19 protein-coding genes, 1 pseudogene and 1 riboswitch are annotated in these 20,539 nt (G+C 34.6%); of the genes and pseudogenes, 13 read left to right on the top strand and 7 right to left on the bottom strand.

Going from position 1 to position 20,539, the window contains the following annotated elements; all coding sequences use genetic code 11:
• Position 1: 1 nt before the first annotated feature.
• A complete protein-coding gene (gene ftsW, locus QSG86_RS03440; protein WP_317030214.1) occupies positions 2–1,198 on the top strand; it encodes a putative lipid II flippase FtsW in 1,197 nt (398 codons plus the stop codon).
• Positions 1,199–1,251: 53 nt separating this feature from the next.
• Here ftsW and gluQRS read toward each other — a convergent pair whose 3' ends face one another.
• The 5 genes from gluQRS to thiC all read right to left on the bottom strand — a co-directional run bounded on the left by gluQRS (position 1,252) and on the right by thiC (position 6,577).
• A complete protein-coding gene (gene gluQRS / locus QSG86_RS03435; RefSeq protein ID WP_317030213.1) occupies positions 1,252–2,163 on the bottom strand; it encodes a tRNA glutamyl-Q(34) synthetase GluQRS in 912 nt (303 codons plus the stop codon).
• Positions 2,164–2,167: 4 nt separating this feature from the next.
• On the bottom strand, positions 2,168–2,695 hold the full coding sequence (gene dksA / locus QSG86_RS03430) for an RNA polymerase-binding protein DksA (RefSeq protein ID WP_317030212.1): 528 nt from the start codon (positions 2,693–2,695) through the stop codon (positions 2,168–2,170).
• A gap of 216 nt (positions 2,696–2,911) precedes the next feature.
• On the bottom strand, positions 2,912–3,721 hold the full coding sequence (locus tag QSG86_RS03425; RefSeq protein WP_317030211.1) for a metallophosphoesterase: 810 nt from the start codon (positions 3,719–3,721) through the stop codon (positions 2,912–2,914).
• 4 nt (positions 3,722–3,725) lie between these two features.
• A complete protein-coding gene (locus tag QSG86_RS03420; RefSeq protein ID WP_317032658.1) occupies positions 3,726–4,343 on the bottom strand; it encodes an NUDIX domain-containing protein in 618 nt (205 codons plus the stop codon).
• Between the two features lie 356 nt (positions 4,344–4,699).
• Positions 4,700–6,577, bottom strand: a complete 1,878-nt coding sequence (gene thiC, locus QSG86_RS03415) for a phosphomethylpyrimidine synthase ThiC (RefSeq protein WP_317030210.1) — start codon at positions 6,575–6,577, stop codon at positions 4,700–4,702.
• A gap of 93 nt (positions 6,578–6,670) precedes the next feature.
• Positions 6,671–6,801: riboswitch (TPP riboswitch) on the bottom strand.
• 793 nt (positions 6,802–7,594) lie between these two features.
• Between thiC and QSG86_RS03410 the strand changes: the two genes are divergently transcribed.
• From QSG86_RS03410 to phoU, 3 genes are all read left to right on the top strand, one after another.
• The gene (locus QSG86_RS03410) at positions 7,595–8,587 is read left to right on the top strand and encodes an FUSC family protein (RefSeq protein WP_317030209.1); all 993 of its coding nucleotides are present in this window, start codon (positions 7,595–7,597) and stop codon (positions 8,585–8,587) included.
• 309 nt (positions 8,588–8,896) lie between these two features.
• Entirely contained in the window at positions 8,897–9,766 is an 870-nt protein-coding gene (locus QSG86_RS03405; protein ID WP_317030208.1) for an IS982 family transposase, read from the top strand.
• A gap of 124 nt (positions 9,767–9,890) precedes the next feature.
• Positions 9,891–10,610 (top strand): phosphate signaling complex protein PhoU, encoded by a 720-nt coding sequence (gene phoU / locus QSG86_RS03400; RefSeq protein ID WP_317030207.1) that lies wholly within the window; start codon positions 9,891–9,893, stop codon positions 10,608–10,610.
• Between the two features lie 551 nt (positions 10,611–11,161).
• On the opposite strand, the gene QSG86_RS03395 is transcribed toward phoU, so the two are convergent.
• Both QSG86_RS03395 and argH read right to left on the bottom strand, forming a co-directional pair.
• Positions 11,162–11,434 (bottom strand): oxidative damage protection protein, encoded by a 273-nt coding sequence (locus QSG86_RS03395; RefSeq protein ID WP_317030206.1) that lies wholly within the window; start codon positions 11,432–11,434, stop codon positions 11,162–11,164.
• 16 nt (positions 11,435–11,450) lie between these two features.
• Positions 11,451–12,881: an argininosuccinate lyase gene (gene argH / locus QSG86_RS03390; RefSeq protein ID WP_317030205.1), complete on the bottom strand. Its 1,431-nt coding sequence runs from the start codon at positions 12,879–12,881 to the stop codon at positions 11,451–11,453.
• 738 nt (positions 12,882–13,619) lie between these two features.
• On the opposite strand from argH, the pseudogene QSG86_RS03385 reads away from it, so the two are divergent.
• The 9 genes and pseudogenes from QSG86_RS03385 to QSG86_RS03345 form a co-directional block, all read left to right on the top strand.
• Positions 13,620–13,976: pseudogene (locus QSG86_RS03385) on the top strand (LytR/AlgR family response regulator transcription factor); the annotation flags it as partial.
• A 103-nt stretch (positions 13,977–14,079) separates the two neighbouring features.
• Positions 14,080–14,997 carry a hydroxymethylbilane synthase gene (gene hemC / locus QSG86_RS03380; RefSeq protein ID WP_317032657.1) on the top strand — a complete coding sequence of 306 codons (918 nt, stop codon included), beginning with the start codon at positions 14,080–14,082 and terminating at the stop codon, positions 14,995–14,997.
• A 2-nt stretch (positions 14,998–14,999) separates the two neighbouring features.
• Positions 15,000–15,776 (top strand): uroporphyrinogen-III synthase, encoded by a 777-nt coding sequence (locus tag QSG86_RS03375; protein WP_317030204.1) that lies wholly within the window; start codon positions 15,000–15,002, stop codon positions 15,774–15,776.
• The gene (locus QSG86_RS03370) at positions 15,773–16,603 is read left to right on the top strand and encodes a hypothetical protein (RefSeq protein WP_317030203.1); all 831 of its coding nucleotides are present in this window, start codon (positions 15,773–15,775) and stop codon (positions 16,601–16,603) included. Before QSG86_RS03375 ends, QSG86_RS03370 begins: the two co-directional genes overlap by 4 nt.
• A 3-nt stretch (positions 16,604–16,606) precedes the next feature.
• Complete coding sequence (locus QSG86_RS03365; RefSeq protein ID WP_317030202.1) at positions 16,607–17,800, top strand: heme biosynthesis protein HemY; 1,194 nt, start codon at positions 16,607–16,609, stop codon at positions 17,798–17,800.
• A gap of 8 nt (positions 17,801–17,808) precedes the next feature.
• A complete protein-coding gene (locus tag QSG86_RS03360) occupies positions 17,809–18,237 on the top strand; it encodes a thioesterase family protein (protein ID WP_317030201.1) in 429 nt (142 codons plus the stop codon).
• A gap of 142 nt (positions 18,238–18,379) precedes the next feature.
• The gene (locus QSG86_RS03355) at positions 18,380–18,703 is read left to right on the top strand and encodes an H-NS histone family protein (protein ID WP_317030200.1); all 324 of its coding nucleotides are present in this window, start codon (positions 18,380–18,382) and stop codon (positions 18,701–18,703) included.
• Positions 18,704–18,875: 172 nt separating this feature from the next.
• A complete protein-coding gene (gene gspN, locus QSG86_RS03350; RefSeq protein WP_317030199.1) occupies positions 18,876–19,619 on the top strand; it encodes a type II secretion system protein N in 744 nt (247 codons plus the stop codon).
• A complete protein-coding gene (locus QSG86_RS03345) occupies positions 19,616–20,449 on the top strand; it encodes a type II secretion system protein N (RefSeq protein WP_317030198.1) in 834 nt (277 codons plus the stop codon). The genes gspN and QSG86_RS03345 overlap by 4 nt, the downstream gene beginning before the upstream one ends.
• The last annotated feature ends 90 nt before the right edge of the window (positions 20,450–20,539 follow it).

The following is a 20,539-nucleotide window of genomic DNA, read 5'->3' as shown; positions in this document are numbered from 1 at the left end:
TATGGCTGGGTTTGCTCAGAATACTATACAAAAACTTTATCAGACATTACAACGTTGGGCACCTCGATTACCTCAAGAGATCAATGTACGTAATGTTCTGATTTTTTGTGTCTTAGCATTATTGTGTATTGGTAGCATTATGGTGGCTTCCGCTTCAATGCCGTATGCAGATCGCATGCATGAAAATGCCTTTCATTATGTGAGTAGACATGGTATTTCAATTTTTGTGGCAGCAGTTGCAGCACTGGTCGTTTATCGGGTGCCTTTAAATGTCTGGTTCAATAACACATTTTTTCTATGGATTATTACGATTATTTTGTTGGCAGCTGTTTTAGTGGTTGGAACAGAAGTCAATGGTTCTAAACGCTGGATTCGTATCGCTGGTTTTACGTTACAGGCCTCTGAAGTCGCCAAAGTGATGATGGCTATTTTTACTGCTGATTATGTGGTACGCCGTGCTGCAGAAGTGCGTAATAATATTAAGGGTCTTATCCGTTTAGCAGTCATTATGGCCGCTACAGTTGGTTTGGTGATGGCTGAGCCTGATTTAGGTGCTACCGTGGTCATTGCTTTGACCATGCTGGGGGTATTCTTTTTAGCAGGTGCACCATTGATTCAATTTGCAATTGCCTTTGGCGCTATTATTGCTGCATTTGTATTTTTAGTGGTGTTTGAACCTTATCGTTTTGAGCGTTTGATGTCATTTTCAAATCCGTGGAGTGATCCATTAGGTGCTGGATATCAGCTTTCCAACGCGTTAATGGCATTTGGTCGTGGTGAGTGGTTTGGCGTTGGGTTAGGGCATAGTATCCAAAAAATGTCGTATTTACCTGAAGCACATACTGATTTTATGCTGGCTGTACTGGGGGAGGAGTTTGGTTTCTTTGGTATTTTAACGGTATTAATTCTCTCTTTTAGTATGCTGATTTGCTGTATTCGTATAGGACATCGTGCTTTACAGCATCAGTATTTACGTGCAGGTTATTTGGCCTATGGAATTAGTATTATTTTCTTACTGCAAATTTTGGTGAATGCGGGTATGAATATGGGATTATTGCCGACGAAGGGTTTAACTTTGCCATTTATCAGTTATGGCGGTTCATCCTTGATTATTTGTGCTGTGATGATTGCATTGATTCTTAAAATTGAAGCGACGACCCATCAAACCAATCCCAGTCGAGAAGAATCTAGCTTTTAATATAGGTTTTATAGCGAATCAGAACCGTGTATAACGATGATATACACGGTTTTTTATTGATAGATTGCATTGAATTGCATGGTTTGAGGAATCAAATCAGTATCCCACTGTGCAATGGCTTGTTGTAGCATTTTTGCAGGGCGATCTAATGCAACAGGTGGTTGTTGTAATGCCTGTAATGCCTGTTGTAATAATTGAGGTGCTTGATTTAAATCTAAGGCCTGTGCCATATTTTGTTTAGAGAGTTTTTGTCCTTGTGCATTCATGGCAAGCGGAAGATGCATATAGCGCAATGATGAATAGTTAAGTAATCGCGCTAACCATATTTGTCTGGCTGTATTGTCTAATAAATCTGCGCCTCTCACCACATCGGTAATACCTTGCATATAATCATCGACAACAACAGCAAGTTGATAATTGATAATACCATCACGACGTTTAATCACAAAATCGCCTAATTCATTGGCGAGATTAGAAGAATATTGCCCTTGTAAGCGATCTGTAAAACAAATGACATCATGATTCACTTTCACTCGAATGGCTTGATGTGCAAAAGGAAGATCGAGATGGCGACAAGTTCCATTATAGATATGGTTTGAGCCTAAAATTTTGCGGGTACATTGACAGGCATAGAGTGCATTTTTTTGTTTTAATTGCTCAATTACATCTTCATATAATGCTAAACGATTTCTTTGAAAGATAATCTCTAAATCAAGCTCAAACTCAAAGGCATCAATCGATTTTAGAATATGTGTTTCACTACCTGGGAATATTCTTGGAATATCAGTATCTTCAATACGGACATGCCATATCCCTTGATGTGCACGTGCATCACAGTAACTTGCAACAGCGGTAATTAATGAACCGAAATGCAGTGGGCCTGTGGGTGATGGCGCAAAACGGCCCACGTAACGCTGTGCGTTTTTCCCTTCCTTGATCAAAGGAAGGGAGGCATCTTCGAACACAGAATTAACCGTTATTTTGTTTTTCTTTGATTTCAGCCAAAGTTTTACAGTCAATACATAGGGTTGCTGTTGGACGTGCTTCTAAGCGACGTAAGCCAATTTCAATACCACATGTTTCGCAAAAACCATAGTCATCATTTTTAATCGCTTCAATAGACTGCTCGATTTTACGAATCAGTTTACGTTCACGATCACGTGTACGAAGTTCAATCGCAAACTCTTCTTCTTGTGTAGCACGGTCATTCACATCCGGAAGAGCTGTGTTTTCATCTTGCATGGTATTGAGTGTACGGTCAACTTCAGACATTAACTCAGTTTTCCACGCCAAAAGAATTTTACGGAAATGTTCCAATTGTCCTTCAGACATGTATTCTTCATTTTTTTTAAGCTGATAAGGCTCAATACCAAATAAGCTAGCAGTTGTTCCACTACCTTCTGCCTTTGATTTTGGCTTACGCACACGTTTTGTAGATTTATCATCTACAATCTCAACTTGTTCGTCTAGGACTTGATTTTGATTGTCATTCGCCATATAGGGCATTCCTCATCATATACGTATTTGCGATACGTAAAAAATATGGTGATATGCAAGTGTCTTTCATTTACAACCAGCAGAGAAAATACTCTCTTCGGGGGCGTCATCATATAGACTTTTTAACTATTTTGATAGTCTTTTGATGCTTAGAATAGACCTATCACGTTTCCTTTAGCACGCATTAACATAATGCAAAAAAATAAAAATTAAAAGTTAGTAACCTGAAATATTTGGATTTATTGATATTATTGCATTCTCTATGCGGTGAATCTCAGTTTTAAAATGACCATTTTTACTTAAATGTAGCACACGATAACCTGGTGCCGCTTGATCTAAAGCAAAAATATCACTATTCGGTTTAAATTGTATACAGGTTGATGGGGTTGAATAAAATTGAATATCGTTCCAATTTTGCCATGATTCCTGATGAACATGACCAAATAAAACAGCTTTGATATGCATGTGTCGTGTAAGCATTGCCGTGAAATGATCTGCATTTTTTAGCATATGCTGATCGATCCATTTTGACTGGATTTCAAAAGGATGATGGTGACAGGTCAGTATAATATGTTGTTGTGAATATTGTTTAAGTAAGGATTCGAGTTGTTGTAATTGTGTGGAACTAATACAGCCATAAATTTCATTATCAACAGCACTATTCAGTAAAATGATGGTCCATTGACCTAGATGTATGGCATGTACTTGATCAGATCCTTGATGAAATGGAAATAGCGTTAAATCATCATGATTGCCTGGAATCTGATAGTGAGCTATCGCCAAACTGTGCATTAAGTTGAGATAATATTGATAGGTGCAATCAACAGCGACTTGAGCTAAATCACCTGTATGAAAAATAGCATCTGCGTGCGGATAGCGTTGCTTGATATCGGTCAGTACAGCTTTTAATGTTTCAGCAGGATTGCTCTGTGCAAAAGCTAAATGCTCTTGATCCATTAAATGTGTATCTGAAATCTGAATGATCGTAAAATCATGTTGATGAATTGCCGATAAAGCCATATTCATTTCCCTAGATGGAATTGGTTTTTATCATACTATGTAACCATTGTAATGCCATAATCACTGGTGCATTTTTAACTCTACCGTGATGTAATAGTTGGGCAATATCTTGATACGCAAAAATATGTAACTTAATATTTTCTCCCTCATTTGGCATACCAAAAACTCCGCCCTCTACGGGTAAGTCAGCTGTTGCTGCATAGAGATGAAACAGTTCATCACATGCGCCAGCAGATGGATAAAAACTAAATAAATGCTGTAATTGCTCAATATGACAACCTGACTCTTCTAATGCTTCGCGACGAATACATGTTTCAGCTGTTTCATTTTGATCAAGAACGCCTGCAATAATTTCCAATTGCCAAGGAGAATCGGGATCATTGATCGCACCAATACGAAACTGTTCAATTAAAGCAAATTTTTTCTGGGTAGTATCATAGAGAATAACGCCGGCTGCTTCTGGTCGATGAATCAGTTCTCGTTCTAAAATCGGTGTATATTGGGATTGATTAAATAAACGATGTGAGAGACTTACTTTTTCAACTTGAATAAAACCACGATAGATGTATTGGCGTTGATGTAAATTAAAGTCATGTTTGTTATAGCTTGCGTGCTGCATAATCGTCATCAAGATATCGTCCAAGAATTTTAATCCAGTTTATCGTTAATGATAAGCAGGATACATTTAAATCTGCAATTTTTGCAGCTTGAGCAGACATCTATCACAAAGATTATCGTTGTTGTCGACGAATTTGAGCGCTGTAACGAGCTTGAGTTTTCAATGCTGTCGCGAGTTTAAATATAATCGTGATAAAAATGACATCTCGTGACAGATTGAGCTTAAGAAAAATCTAAAATTTTTCTTAAGCGGTTGCTGGCTTATATTGGTATTGAATTAGATGCAAACTGCTGGCTTAATCTGCTGTGATTAGGCGTATAGTTTTGCATATTGGCTGGTGCTAATCGTTCAACATTCTTTTTAGCTTAGACTTTGTGATATAGCTTTTGTCCTTGTTCATGATAAACATTTTTCATCGTGCTTAAACCCACTTCAATTTCATCGGCTTTGAGCTTTTGATTTTGCGCATAATCACGAACATTTTGTGTAATTTTCATTGAACAAAATTTAGGACCGCACATGGAGCAGAAGTGTGCTGACTTATGTGCTTCTTTAGGCATCGTTTCATCATGCATTTCGCGTGCTGTATCTGGGTCTAAACTTAAATTAAATTGGTCTTCCCAACGGAATTCAAAACGTGCTTTAGACAAAGCATTATCACGTGCCTGTGCACCAGGATGTCCTTTAGCTAAATCAGCAGCATGGGCTGCGATTTTATAGGTAATAATGCCATCTTTAACATCTTTCTTGTTTGGTAGGCCCAAATGCTCTTTGGGGGTAACATAACAGAGCATTGCTGTACCATACCAGCCAATCATTGCTGCACCAATTGCAGACGTAATATGATCATAACCTGGCGCAATATCTGTGGTAAGTGGCCCAAGTGTATAAAAAGGTGCTTCTTGGCAGACTTCAAGTTGTAGATCCATATTCTCTTTGATCATATGCATAGGAACATGGCCAGGTCCTTCAATCATGACTTGAACATCATGTTGCCATGCGCGATGAGTCAGCTCACCCAAAGTTCGTAATTCGGAGAATTGTGCTTCATCATTAGCATCCTGAATACATCCAGGACGTAAACCATCACCTAAGCTAAATGATACGTCATAGGCTTTCATGATTTCACAAATTTCATCAAAATGGGTATAAAGGAAGTTTTCTTGATGATGTGCCAAACACCACTGAGCCATAATTGAGCCACCACGAGATACAATCCCAGTCAGGCGATTCGCTGTCAGTGGTACATAGCGTAATAATACCCCTGCATGAATGGTAAAATAGTCTACACCTTGTTCAGCCTGTTCAATCAGCGTGTCTTTAAAAATTTCCCAAGTGAGATCTTCAGCGATACCATCGACCTTTTCTAATGCCTGATAAATGGGTACGGTACCAATCGGTACAGGAGAATTACGAATAATCCATTCACGTGTTTCATGAATGTTTTTTCCTGTCGATAGATCCATAATGGTGTCTGCACCCCAACGAGTTGCCCAAGTCATTTTGGCAACTTCTTCATCAATACTTGATCCCAGTGCAGAATTACCAATATTGGCATTAATTTTTACCAGAAAGTTACGACCAATAATCATGGGTTCACATTCAGGATGGTTAATATTGGCAGGAATAATGGCACGACCAGCAGCAACTTCTTGGCGGACAAATTCTGGGGTGATTTCAGTTAAATTTTTAGCACCAAAATTTTGCCCTGTATGTTGTCGCATATCGACACCTTCACGTTGGCGTTGATTCTCACGAATCGCAATATACTCCATTTCAGGTGTAATTATGCCTTGTTTGGCATAATGCATCTGGGTCACATTGCGTCCTGATTTAGCCCGTTTAGGTTGCTGAATATGACGAAAACGAATGTTTTCTGTACGAATATCTTTGAGACGTTCTTGGCCAAAGCTAGAGCTTAAGCTGGCTAGCGTTTCAGTGTCATGACGCATTGTGATCCATGACTCGCGGATATTAGGCAAACCACGATTTAAATCAATGGTAATATTTGGATCTGTATAGGCACCCGAAGTATCATACACCCAAAGTGCAGGATTTTTCTCCCCACCTAATCCAGTAGGGGTATCTGTGAGGGTAATTTCACGCATAGGAACTTGAATATCAGGGCGTGAACCTTGAATATAAACTTTTCGAGAGGCCGGTAATATACGGGTGAGATCTTTAGCATCTTGCTCATGTTGCGCTAAAATATCTGAAGCAGAGCGATTCGTTAATTGGTCCATTGCAATGATCCTTATGAATGACATCAACGAATCAAGCACGACTAAAAACGTGATAGAGATATCTTATATAATTAAAGATAAATTGAAACTTTAGTTTTTAGATGGCTTGATTCCTACGCAGGTCTTAACCTGATCAGGTTCAACGGTACTCATTCTTACATTTGTATTTCACAATTGATTTGAATGATCTCAGCGAGAAATTACTCGCGCTCCGTCAAGCGATAGATGCATGTTAACACAAAAGATTTATATTCAATATTTTGTTGTGCTATACCGCATATATATTTGTTTAATTTATTGATTTTTAATATAATTGATGTCGGTACATTAAGACATATATCGATGTAGTAGATTGAAAACAGAGATATAACAAGATGGTGGTATCATTTTTCTAAAATTAAATTACTTGAATAACGTATCGATGAGTAATGCTTTGCGAGTACTATATATCAGAAAGATGAGTTTTGATGTAGCCATATATGATTAATGACTGATGTTTTGCAGCAATTTTACTGCTATCGAAATACATCATTAAAATTTAATTGAAATGGTCTACAATTTTTTATTTTACTGTGAAAATATCGATTTAATGAGATTAATTTTAATTATATATTGATTGGTGTGTACTTCCGATCAATGCTAGTATTATTGTAGACTCACTTATCATCATATAATTAAAAAACCAATCGTTTTATTTTTGATAAAAAATCTGGGTTTGATTAATGATCGAAGTGCTGTCTTGTCGCGATTTAGGTTTAAATGTAAAATAAAATTTTCACTGTAGAATGATGATTAAAAATAAATATATTTTATTAAATCATTTAAAGAATAAATAATATTTTTAATCCCTTTTAATACTGTGTCAGTATTATATAGCATCATAGTTAAAGCTTTTATTTTATAATGTGAATAATTAAAGTGAATAATAAAATTAAAAATAATTTAAATACTTTATAATTAAATATTTTTATTTTTAAATGTTGGAAATAATGGATTTGTCCTAATCTAGGAAATGATATGAAAGAAAATATATTAAACAATAAATATATACAAATAAACTTTCGTGACAATGGTGTTTTTCTTATTACTGCTATTATTAACAGTTTGATTTGTTCAGTTATTTTTGGTGTAATTGGTGTTGTTATTGGTATTATTACTGTTCTTTTCTCTAATATTGTCTATGAAGTAAAAAAAGAAGAAGAAAATATATTCTATGTTTGGTTTTTATTGTGTTTGGTTATTCTTGGTGGAGCAGTAGGGCATTTATTAAAAATTTCTGTTGAATTTTATTTATATATTTTTGCAATTTCATATTTTTATTATATTTCTTACGATAAAGATCCCTATTTTGATAGCACAATGCCTTTTATTCTCATTTTTTCTTGTATTGGAACAGTGATACCCAGTGCGAATTTAGACTCTATTCTTGCCTATCTGACAGGTATTACAATCAGTTTGCTATGTCTTAGTTTATTACGGCATAAAAATTATGATAATAAATCATTTAGAAATGGTCTATTGGCACGAAAGATTTATATTGGCAACAGAAATATTTTTTTAAGATCATTTACATATAGTTTTTTTCTTTTTTTAAGTTTGTTTTTACCTGATTATTTTGATTTATATCGTCCATATTGGGCACCTCTGACTTTTATTATTTTATTAAGACCAAAGGAAACAGATATATTAAAAATAACATGTCATCGTTTTATTGGTAGTTTTTTAGGTGCTTTATTTGTGATCTTATTGTTGCAGATTTTAAATTTTAAACATATTTATATTTATTTTATTATTTTAGCTGCTGTTATTTTTATTTTGCCTAGTTTCTTTAAAATGAATTATATGTTGAAAACTTTTGCAATTACTATTTTTGTTTTATTGTTGCTTGAAAAAACATTATATTTGCATGATCCTAATTATCAATTACCTTATTCTAGAATTTATGAAACTTTTATCGGTGGATTTGTTGCAATACTTGCAAGTATTTTGTTAAAGAGACTTAGACAATAAAATTTATCAGTAATAAATATAACATTTTTGCTTTGATTATTTATAAGGGATTTGGTGTTTTTGAGGTAATGATATTTTTTATTACATGATCTATTTTTTTTAAATCAGATTTTTAATAAAAAATAATCGAGCTTTAATTTTAATTGTTTTAGATACTTATTTATTAATATTGATACGCGACTATGTTTGGATATATGTATAGCAATAAATATTATATAACCCAAATCGCGGATAAGAAATTGACTTGAAAAATAAGAGGACTAGAGCCATCAGTTGAGTTACCACACTAAACATAAAGCTCTAATCCCGATGTTTAATAATACCGAATTATTCTGCGTAATTGATGATTTTTTTCTTAAATTTGAAGCAATTTATTGGCAGTTTCTCAAACAAAATCGTAATTCCTTAAGAATTAGAACAGCTCAACTCACAATTTCAGAGATCTGCTTTATTGCCATTTGGTACAAATGCTCTCATTTCAATAATTTCAAAGCCTTTTTCGCATGGCTCAAAGAAGACAAAATTCATTTATTTAAGTACTTACCTTGTTATCAACGTATGATTCATTTGATCAATATGCACCAACTCGCCCTACATGCTTTACATGTGTCACTGATGAAAGGTCAAGATAAACAATATTTATGGATTGATTCAACAACACTACCAGTCTGTAAAAATCAACGGATTCAGCGCCATAAATCTCTAGCTAAAATCGCAACTCGTGGTAAAAGTTCGATGGGTTGGTTTTATGGTTGTAAATTACATATTGCGATGAATCAATTGGGTGAAATAGCATGTTCAGCTTTATCAAATGGTCATGTTGCTGACATCAAAATGGTTGAGCAATTGGTTAACGGCTTAGAAGCTAAGATTTATGCGGATCGAGGCTACATCAGCCAAGATTTAAAAAGCAGATTAAAGGAGGAAAATATTGATTTGATTACCTATCATCGGAAAAACATGCAGACAATTCAGTTTACTGCGTCAGATGAATATCACTTAAGACAACGTAACAAGATAGAAACTTTATTCAGCTTATTGAAAGGGCAATACAATTTGGTCACGAGTAAAGCACGTAGTATTCATGGATTTCTAAGTGGAATTTATGCCTCGTTATGTGCATATCAATTCACTCATTTAAATAAGCCAATAATTAAAATTATGAAGTCATCGGCTTAAGCAGGATTCGGGTTATATAGGATAAAAAAAGTTAAGCTGATTTATGCAGGTTGTCATATAAGCGTCATTATTTTTATGTTTTAATAGTGGTTTAATTCATCAATTTGCTGTTCGGAGAGATTCGTTGAGCCCAAGTAATCCCGTATTAAGTCACCATATTTCTTCACAATTTAATGAGGAATTACATGGTGTAAATACCAAGTTTATGACCATGGGGGGATTGGTAGAGCAACAAGTTGCCAATGCTATTCATGCTTTACTTGATACAAATGTTGAGCTTGCAATTGATGTACAGTTTCAAGATAACGTCGTCAACCGTTTAGAAACAGAAATCGATGAGGCATTGACGTTAATTTTAGCACGACGCCATCCTGCCGCAATTGATTTACGTATGGTGATTGCAATGTCAAAAGCCAATACTGATTTAGAACGCATTGGTGATGAAGCTGCAAAAATTGCCCGTATTGCACAAAATTTATGTGAAGAGGGTGGGTCACCACGTGGCTATATGGAAACGCGTCATATTGGTAATCAAGTGCGGGTCATGATTCATGATGCACTAGATGCTTTTGCACGTTTAGATGTTGATCAAGCTTTAAAAGTTCTGCTTGCCGATGCAGATATTGATCGAGAATATCAGTCTGCAACACGAACATTAATGACATATATGATTGAAGATCCTCGCCATATTACGCGTGTTATCAATGTAATGTGGGTATTAAGAGCATTAGAACGAATTGGAGATCATGCACGCAATATTGCAGAGCAAGTCATTTATATTGTAAAAGGTTTAGATGTCCGACATACCAGCTTGACTGAAATTGAAGAAAAAGTACAAAAATAATCTGACATCTAGATAATGCCATAGCAGTCATCGCACGCATGGCATTTTTGCATCTGTATCTTCTGTCATCATTGATCAGTATATTTTCACACTCGCCAGCATACCAATAAATCTGAGATTCATCATAAAAAAAATCTCAGATTTTGGGGGAAATCTGAGATTGAAAATTGGAGATATTAAGCTATGATTAATATCTTCTATGTCTAATATAGTAGTAAGTTTACATTTAAAATACATGTGGTTTAATGTATTTTAATGTTATATTTACTTTAAAAATGTATGAGCTCAGTTACAAAAAATAGTGTTTTTATTCGATAGCTTAATCATATTTAGTCCGAGTAAATACACGGTAATTTTTGCTACTTAGTTGAAAATAATTATTTTCTTTAAAGTTATTTTAATCTTGAATAATACTTTTTTCTACAGAGTGAGTTGAATCTCAATAGCGTTAAAATATAAAAAAAGCTGAAAGGTACAATGATACCTTTCAGCTTTTCTTAGGATTGCTCATTTATATACTTATGTATACATTAAGTACGCTGCTGATCTGGTTAAGTCTGCGGTTTAAGGCCTTCCGCTTTTTCGAGTGAAGCATCATTGTTGAAGAACTTTTCTCGTTGCTCTTCAAGAAATTTTTTAGCATCAGCTTCAAAAACGTTGAGGCGTTTCTCATTAATTAATGTGGTCTGATGTTGTAACCACTCTTGCCAAGCCTGTTTAGAGACCGTATCAAATAGTTCCTGACCTTTAGCACCAGGAAAAGGTGCAAAATCTAAACCTTCCATTTCGGTTTTATATTTACGGCAAAATACTTGTCTAGACATATCTATTTTTTCCCAATTAAGCATACAGTTGTTCTAAACGAAGATAAGCGCGCTCAATTGCAGCTTTAACTTGCGCAGGTGCGGTTCCACCAATATGATTACGTGCATTTACAGATGCTTCAAGTGTTAATGCTTTTTCATAGACATCCGCTTGGATTAAGTCAGAAAATTGCTGCAGCTGTGCTAAAGTAAGTTCAGAGAGGTCCTTGCCTTCTTGTACGCCTAAAGCAACTGCTTTACCCACAATCTCATGTGCATCACGGAAAGCAACGCCATTTTTTACCAAATAATCAGCTAAATCTGTCGCGGTAGAAAAGCCACGTAATGCTGCTTCACGCATAATGTCTATATTAGGGCGTAATGCTGGAATCATGTCAGCAAATGCCATTAATGAGCCACGAACGGTATCAATTGCATCAAATAATGGCTCTTTATCCTCTTGGTTGTCTTTATTGTATGCGAGAGGTTGTCCCTTCATTAAAGTCAATAAGCTGATTAAATCACCATAAACACGACCAGTTTTACCTCGAATTAATTCTGGAACATCTGGATTTTTCTTTTGTGGCATAATGGATGAACCAGTACAGAAACGATCTGGAATATTCACAAATTTAAATTGTGCTGAAGTCCATAAAATCATTTCTTCTGACATACGTGATAAGTGCATCATAATTAAAGATGCAGCAGCATTAAATTCAATTGCAAAATCACGATCAGAAACGGCATCTAATGAGTTTTCAATCACGGCTTCAAAGCCTAATAATTCAGCAGTATAGGCCCGATCAATTGGATAGGTGGTCCCTGCTAATGCAGCGGAGCCTAATGGCATACGATTAACACGTTTACGGCAGTCAATTAAACGTTCTGAATCACGGACTAGCATTTCAAACCATGCCATTAAATGGTGGCCAAAAGTGACAGGTTGTGCTGTTTGTAGATGGGTAAAACCAGGCATGATGGTGGTGGTATTTGTTGCAGCTAAGCCTAAAATACCTTTTTGTAATTTTTCCAATAATTGTAAAATAGCGTCAATTTCATCACGGACATAGAGACGAATATCTGTTGCAACCTGATCATTGCGACTACGGCCAGTATGTAATTTTTTACCAGTGATACCAATACGTTGTGTTAAGCGTGATTCAATGTTCATATGAACATCTTCTAAATCAATCCGCCATTCAAAATTTCCTGCTTCGATTTCCTGTTTGATGGTATTTAACCCATCAATAATATCATCACGTTCTTGTATTGTTAAAACACCAACTTTCGCTAACATGGTGGCATGTGCAATAGAACCGGCAATATCTTGTTTGTAAAAACGTTGGTCAAATTGAACAGAGGCTGTAAATTCAGCAACAAATGCATCGGTAGCTTCAGAAAAACGACCGCCCCACATACCAGAGGTTTGGCTGTGTGATGGATTTGATGAATGAGAAGATGTGGTCATGATGGCTCAATAAAATAAAGCGATAATTTGATAAAGAGTATACCAAATTCAAATTCAGTTGCCGAAGTACAAAGTTGTACAAAAAATATATTTATTTGATTTTTTAAATTATTTATAACGTAAAACAAATAAATCCTATTGGATTAAGTGCGGAAGATCTCAGTGCTCATCTCTGATAAAATTGGGTGAGAGTAAGCCAAAATAAAAAATTGATCGCGATGGGGATTTAACTTATTATCCAAAAAATGAGCTGTATAGCTATATGGATATAATATATATGATGAATAATTTATTTAAACTTAGTATTTTTTTTAAATTTTCATCATAAAAAAATAAATTTTAAGTACTTAGCTGTTTATATTGTGCAATGTTAAATTAATATTTCAGGTTGTTATTTACCTTTTATAGCGTGAGATATACCGATTAACTTTACAAACTTAGTCATAAAATAGTATTTTTATATCTCACAGTGATTTGCTACTCTCGTGTAACGCATTGGTCAAATTCTTCATGTGATTGCAGATGATTTCATTGTATCGTAGTCGTTTCGTTAAAATTTTATGTTGTATGGGGGATTTATCTGTAATAGTTAAGAGTTCAACTAAAATTGACATGCCAATCAATCGCCTTTAGGATAAATATATTGATGAATATGAGGTGAGATCATCATAGAATAAAAATAAAAAAATTAGATTGAATTAATATAAAATAAATTAAATAAGTTATATAAAATAATAAGATAATATGAATGAATTAAAATCTCAACGCAATAAAATTATTGCAAAGACACATCGTGGTATTGAGTTAATCTCAGTGGAAAATATTTACTATTTTTTAGCGGATCAGAAATATATTGCAGTTCGTCATAAAAATGGCACATTATTAATTAATGAAACCTTAAAAAATTTAGAACAAGAGTTTTGTCAGCAATTTATTCGCATTCATCGTAATGCATTGGTCGCAGTACGCTTTTTAGCTGGATTAGAGTCCGTAGGCTCGGGTCAATATCAAGTCAGATGTACTGAGCTAGAAGAGCGTTTAATGGTGAGTCGGCGCTATTTACCTGCATTAAAAGCTTATATCCGCCAGCTTTAGTACTTGATCTATTATCAATAGGATTATGTTAATCCGCTTGCATTTTTTATATTTCAAGTTAAGTTTATGATGAGTAATTTAATTTAGAATTTTAAATCGCATGATGAAAACTTTGAAAATTGCGACCCGGCAAAGCCCACTTGCATTATGGCAAGCTGAACATATTCGTGCACGCCTCAAAAGTATACACCCTAATTTAGCAATTGAATTGGTTCATTTTGTCACGCAAGGAGACAAAATTTTAGATACGCCATTAGCTAAAATTGGCGGTAAAGGCCTTTTTGTTAAAGAGCTTGAAGCAGCATTACTTGATGGTCGCGCAGATATTGCCGTACATTCAATCAAAGATGTACCTATGGTTTTGCCTGAAGGTTTAGCACTTGCGGTCATTTGTGAACGTGAAGATCCTTTGGATGCATTTGTATCGAATCACTATCTACATTTTGATGACTTACCTCAAGGTGCAAAAGTAGGTACATCAAGTTTGCGTCGTAAATGTCAAATATTAAAGGCGCGTCCCGATTTGGAAATAATTGATTTAAGAGGAAATGTGGGGACGCGTTTATCTAAATTAGATGCAGGACAATATGATGCTATTATTTTAGCCAGTGCGGGTTTAAAGCGTTTGGGCCTAATAGAGCGTATTCGTCATACATTACATCCGGCATTAAGTTTACCAGCTGTAGGACAAGGTGCATTAGGATTAGAATGTCGGGCAACTGATCAGGTTGTTTTGGACTTAATCCTACCTTTGTTACATCCTGAAACAGATATTTGTGTTCGTGCAGAACGTGCTTTTAATGCGTATTTGGAAGGCGGCTGTCAAGTTCCAATTGCCGGCTATGCGACCTTAAATCAGGGTCGACTTCATATGGAAGGGCGTGTGGGGAGTGTAGATGGACAAACCTTATTACAAGTACAGTCGCAGGATGATCCAAACCATGCGATTGAACTTGGTGAACGCTTAGCGCAACAATTACTGGATCAAGGTGCAGGAGCACTTTTGAAAGCGTTGCATTAACAATGCTATTTGTGAATACCCGACCACAAGATCGAGCTGAAGCATTAACTTCAGCTCTTTTTGATCATCACGTACAAGTGATTGAGTTGCCTTTGTTAGCATTGCATGCCTGTCCTTTATCTGATCAACTTATTGAGTTATATAGTCAATTATCTCAAGTTGATGTGATTGTTGTGGTTAGCCCAACCGCTGTTGAGATTGGGATGCAATATTTAAAGCAATTACAGATTGATCCCACTGTATTGGCACATATTGAATGGATTGCGGTTGGAGAAAAGACAGCACAGGCTTTAAAACAATATCATATCTCTAGTCTTGTTCCTCAGGTTGAAACGTCTGAAGGAATGTTGAGTTTACCTATTTTTAAGCAATTAAATACGTTTACTAAGGTTGCATTTTGGCGTGGTCATGGTGGACGACAATTTATGATGCAACAATTGCAAAATGATGGGATAGAGGTATTAAATTTTGTTTTATATGAACGAAAATGCCCGATACAATCAAGGCATAAAATTCATCAGATTATCCCGATATTACAACAGCAGCATTATATTGTCTTGGTGAGTAGTGAAGCCAGTTGGTTAAATTGGTTGGAATTAATTCAATTTGATTCAAGCTTATTAAATAAAGCACAGTATTGGGTATTAGGTGAGCGACTATTTTGTATTTTATCCGACTATAAACAGCGCTATGATTTTAATTTTGAAATTATAAAACTCAATAGTCTTAGCATAGAATCAATTCTTGAACACGTTATTCAACTGCAAGGAAAATTATGAAGAAGCTTTATATTTTATTGCTTGGCATCGCTGTAATTTGGATCGCTAAGTTAAGTTATGATGTATTTAAAATATCTGAGCAACAACATAATTTAGTGCAAATAACTCATCAGCTTGAAAAATCAAATTCAAAATTAAATGATCAATTAACTGCATTACAACGGATTGAACTCAATCAAGTAAAAACTATTCAATCAACAACGCCAATATTATTGACAGACCATTTTAATGATTTATCACAGAATTTGATGAAGCAACAATTATTATTGATTGAGTTTGCTTTAAAGCAGCAGCAACCTTATTATGCGTTAGAAAAACTCATTGAATTAAGTCGTGTGATACCGACGTATCCACTTTCACCAGAGTTAAAACAAAGCTTGCAGCAAGCCATAAATAAAGATATTGATTTAATTAAACAATATATTGTAAGAAAAACTGAACAAGATGAAAAAATTGAAAAAGTATTAAATAAAATTTCATTAGAGTTAAAAAATGAAAGCTTAAATCATCATTTAGTGCCTGATCAGCAAAATAATGAATATTTTTGGCAAAAATGGTTCAGTATAAATACAGCAACTGTGCCCGCAACTGAACTGATTAATCGTCCATTAATGATGAAAGAAGCACAGTTAAGATTGTTGATGGCACGTAATTTATTAATGGATGGCGAATATGCACAGTATCAGCGTGAATTGAACGAAATTACTGATTTATTGAAGCCATTACCTGATCAAAAAACTAAACAAATTTTGGCACAAATTGAGACTTTAAGATCAAATACAGTAATTCCTCAGCCAACATTAAATACACGATCATTAATAGGTTAAGTGATGAAAACTATTTTTTTAACATACTTATTATTATCTTTGTTTTTAATCGCACTATTAAGTGTATTTAGTTATGGCTATAGTGCTGGTTATGTTTATATATATTGGCGTGATATACAGTTACAAACAACCATTTGGGGCCTTACCTTTTTATTGATTATTGTAAGTCTTACTTTACATATTATAGTGAGAACTTTAAAAGTCTATATATATAAAGAGAGAAGGAAAACTGAAACTATTTTAGATTTTTCGAGTTTACATCCTTATGAACAATTGACTGTGATTTTATTATTAGATGCAGAAAAAGAGCAAAAGGATTTTGTCAGTCAAATTTTTACACAATCCGGTTTGCTTAAAGGGGTAATGGACTCTCATCTTTACTTTATACAACAAGACTTTTCACAAGCATTACATGCTTTAGATCATACCAATATCATGGCTTTTGAGTTGGCTGAATTACAACGAATTAAAATATATTTGGCTCAAGGAGAGGCTGAAAAAGCATTGACGCATTTACAGTTTCTTGATCAGCATCAGCTATCACCTTGGTTAAATGATGTAAAAGCTGCATATCAAATAAAATTAATTGATTTATGGGGAGAATTTGCGCTGCATTATCCTTGGTTATATTTAACAGCAGCTTCATCAACTGCTCTTAAGGCGTCTATCAAAATAAAGTGGTTAGAATTAATTCTATCTCATTTTGATCAAGCAGATCGAGAAGATATCCAACGACTTAAACAATATTATTTAAATTTAAAAGATAATTTTGCGCAGCAATCTTATGAAATTCGTGTTTTATGGTTAAAAATTTTATCTCGATTGACTGAATTTAATGATGAATATGAACAACTGGTTATTGCCTTACTGAATGAAAAATTTGATCAAGACGTATTTTACTTGTGGTTTCAACAACAAATATTAAAGGGAAATCCAAACTATGCAGACATTGAGCAGCGAATATATGCATGGGAAGATAAATATTTAACTATGCCTATATTTAGTTTTGTAAAATGGCATCTATATATGGCCACACAGCGTTATGAGGAAGCAAATCAATTGTTAGATTTATATCCAGATAATGTTTTAATGAGTTATTTACGAATAAAATCAAAATTACAGGATCAAGATGATTTAGTTCAGCAATTGAATATTGTTTTTCAAAATAATTCTAATTATTTAGAAATTAAAATTTAGGACAATAGATGCAGAATTGTGAAAATTATAATCATATTTATATACAAAATGTAGCTTGGGGAGATATGGATGCATTTGGCCATATCAATAATGTCATTTATTATCGCTATATTGAGAATGCGAGAATTTCATATTTAGATCAGCTAGATATATTTAATTATCCTATTTATGTTGTTGTTGCTTTTAATTCATGTAAATATTTAAGTCCTGTTTTATATCCGGATATACTTGAGATCAGAGTAAAAATATCAGAACTAAGAACTTCTGGATTTAGAATGGTTTATATTATATGGAGTCGCCAGCAGCAAAAAATAGTTGCAGAAGCTGAAGCCATACTTGTTTGTGTAAATAAAGATAATGGTATTAAAATTCCGTTACCAAATGCTATTAGAGAAAAGATTATCGCTATAGAAATAGATTCTCATAATGATTTATAATAGACGAGAAATAAGATTGGTATTTTATTATTGTAGTTATTTAAGTATTTTTTAATGAAATATTATTTTAGAAAGTATTTTTCTACATTATTTATATAGTTTATTATTTTGCTGAATTTAAAGTTTATTTTGGAGAAATGAAATGCCAGATATTAGTAATTTATCTGTCGAAGAGTTAAAAAGATTACAACTTGAAGCTGAGGCTTTAATTGCATCTAAAAAAGATCAGGCGATTGAAGATGCATATCATCAAATTTTAGAGACTGCAGAAAGCGTAGGTTTAACTGTTGAAGAAATTTTAGAGTTTGGTGCATCTAAACGTAAAAAAGGTTCGCGTAAAGCAGTTGAACCAAGATATCGTAGTAAAGAGAATCCTGCAGAAACTTGGACAGGTCGCGGTAAACAACCACGCTGGTTAGTTGCTGAATTGGAAAAAGGTGCAAAATTAGAAGACTTTTTGATCTAATGTTTCATTAGATTGTCATCTAAACTGTTTTTAATAAAAGAACCAAGTTATTTAACTTGGTTTTTTTATTACCAAAAAGTTTTGATGGAGAAAGTTATGTAGTCATGATGAGCGCAGCAAAGGATAAGAGAGATAGAAAGAGCGATATTAAATTTAAATTGGTTATGGTGTCATGCGCAAAAAAGCAAAGTATGCATTGTGGTGGTTTTTTGCAGTAAGTGTCTTGTTAATCTGTATTGTTTTACAAATACCTGCCGCATGGTTGATGAATCAATTTAATAAGAACAATCAAAATTTTTATAATGTTGTGGGTAATGTCTGGAATGGTCAGGCAGATTGGGAAAAAGGGCAGTTAAAGGGCACAATTCATTGGCATTATCGTCCATTAGACTTACTGTTATTTAAAGTATCTAGTCATGTCCAGCTGTATAGTGATAAAAGCCAATTAGAGGGTATTGTTGGCTATCGCTTGGGTGATTGGATATTTCAATCGATAGAGGGAGAAATTAGCCCTGACACTTTGCGTAAATTGAATTCATGGCGTTGGCCAAATTCAACCCTATTTATTCATGATTTTAATACCCGCTATCGTAAAAAAACAGGTTTTGAAAACAGTAGTGGTCAGCTGCAATGGCAAGGTGGTGAACTTGTTTATCGTCTTGCGATGCATCAAGAGCAAATGCTATTGCCCGCATTAAATGGTCAGTTTTTGAGTGACCAAGGTAAACTGATTGCGGATATACGTAATCAGAAAACACATAAAATGTTATATCTGGTATTGGATGCAAATGGCATATTAGATTTACAAGTGACACAACGCATGATGCAGCATGCCTCGGGTTATACAGGTCAAGCAGCGATTGATAGTTATGTGATTAGTATGCGTCAGCCATTGATTAAAGGGCGTATGCAATGAATATTTGGTTAGAAAAACTTCAGTATATTCAGTGGCAAAAGCTTAATAAAATCGCCCCCTTATTATTGGTTTTAGTGATTCTTTATTTATGCTGGAGATTGGCTAGCCTATTTTGGTTAATCATTGCGCCACCCCAAATGATGCAAACTGCACCAGTTAAATTGGGCTCACAACAACTGAGCATACCGAATATTAGTTCATTTGCCTTATTTGCTGAAACACAGCAGAACCTTACCCAATCAAATTTAAATTTTCAGTTACAAGGTGTGATGTTGGCAGATACACCACAGCAATCTTCAGCAGTCATTATGCTTAATGATGTCGCTGAACGATATCGTGTGGGTGATATGGTTGCATCGACAAATTATCAACTGGTTGCTGTGCATTGGGATCATGTGGTGTTGATGGGTCCTTCAGGTAGCCCACAAGTGATTCAGTTTAAAGCAATTGAGAATGGCCTGTATCAGCCGATGTTGCCAGTAACAAACAGCCTCAATGCATCATCCGCTACGCTATCGACTGATACATCAACTCAGCAGGCCATGAATCAAGCCATACAGAACTTACAGCAAGATAAGACAGGATATTTAAAAGATATCGGAATTCAAAATAAGGGTGAACATGGTTATCAAGTCACGGCTAAAACACCAAATGCTTTAAAACAGAAATTACGTTTACAAGATGGTGATCAAATTCTGACCTTAAATGGTCAAAAGGTACAGGGTCAAAATGAAATAGATTTACTGGAGAAAGCGAAGCGAGAGGGTCAAGTGAAATTAGAAGTAAAACGTGGTGATCAAGTGATCACGGTGCAACAGAATTTTGAGTGATAGATGATCACAATAAAATTAGGAATTATATAATTTTATGCGCTTTATTCATAATAATCCTTATATTGCTGCATGTGCTTTAGCGCCTTT

Source organism: Acinetobacter sp. SAAs474, assembly GCF_032823475.1.
Lineage (GTDB): Bacteria > Pseudomonadota > Gammaproteobacteria > Pseudomonadales > Moraxellaceae > Acinetobacter.
Note: the sequence above shows the minus strand (reverse complement) of the source record. Positions and strands in the feature narration are given on the sequence as shown.